General features: G+C 57.5%; 1 protein-coding gene. It reads left to right on the forward strand.

Annotated elements, in window-relative coordinates:
- Nucleotides 1-229: 229 nt before the first annotated feature.
- Nucleotides 230-346: helix-turn-helix domain-containing protein (locus SB717_RS34290; RefSeq protein WP_410907302.1), on the forward strand; the 117-nt coding region annotated here is incomplete at its 3' end.

Here is a 346-nt window from a genome sequence, read left to right on the forward strand (position 1 = left end):
GGGTCGAGCCCCCCCTACATCAAACGGAAAAACAGAGGAAGACAGTCATGACTGAGCGACTGGTTGACGTAATAGACCGTAGCGGCACTGTGCTGCTGTAGTGGCTAAGTTGTAATGTCCGCTTCTGGCTAAGTTCAATTGTCCGCTTTCGCGCCGCGTAAGCTTCCCAGCCGCCGGTTGTCCGGCACGGGGAGGTTCGATGGCAGTAACAGAACGGATAACGATGTCGATGCGAGAGCTGGACAGATTCAAGGTCATTCAGGATGTGGCAGACGGCAAACTCAAGCCATCGCGGGCGGCCGAGCGACTCGGGCTGACAACGCGGCAGATTCGGAGACTGGTCGGC

Source organism: Priestia sp. SIMBA_032, from assembly GCF_046535215.1.
GTDB lineage: Bacteria > Bacillota > Bacilli > Bacillales > Bacillaceae_H > Priestia > Priestia aryabhattai.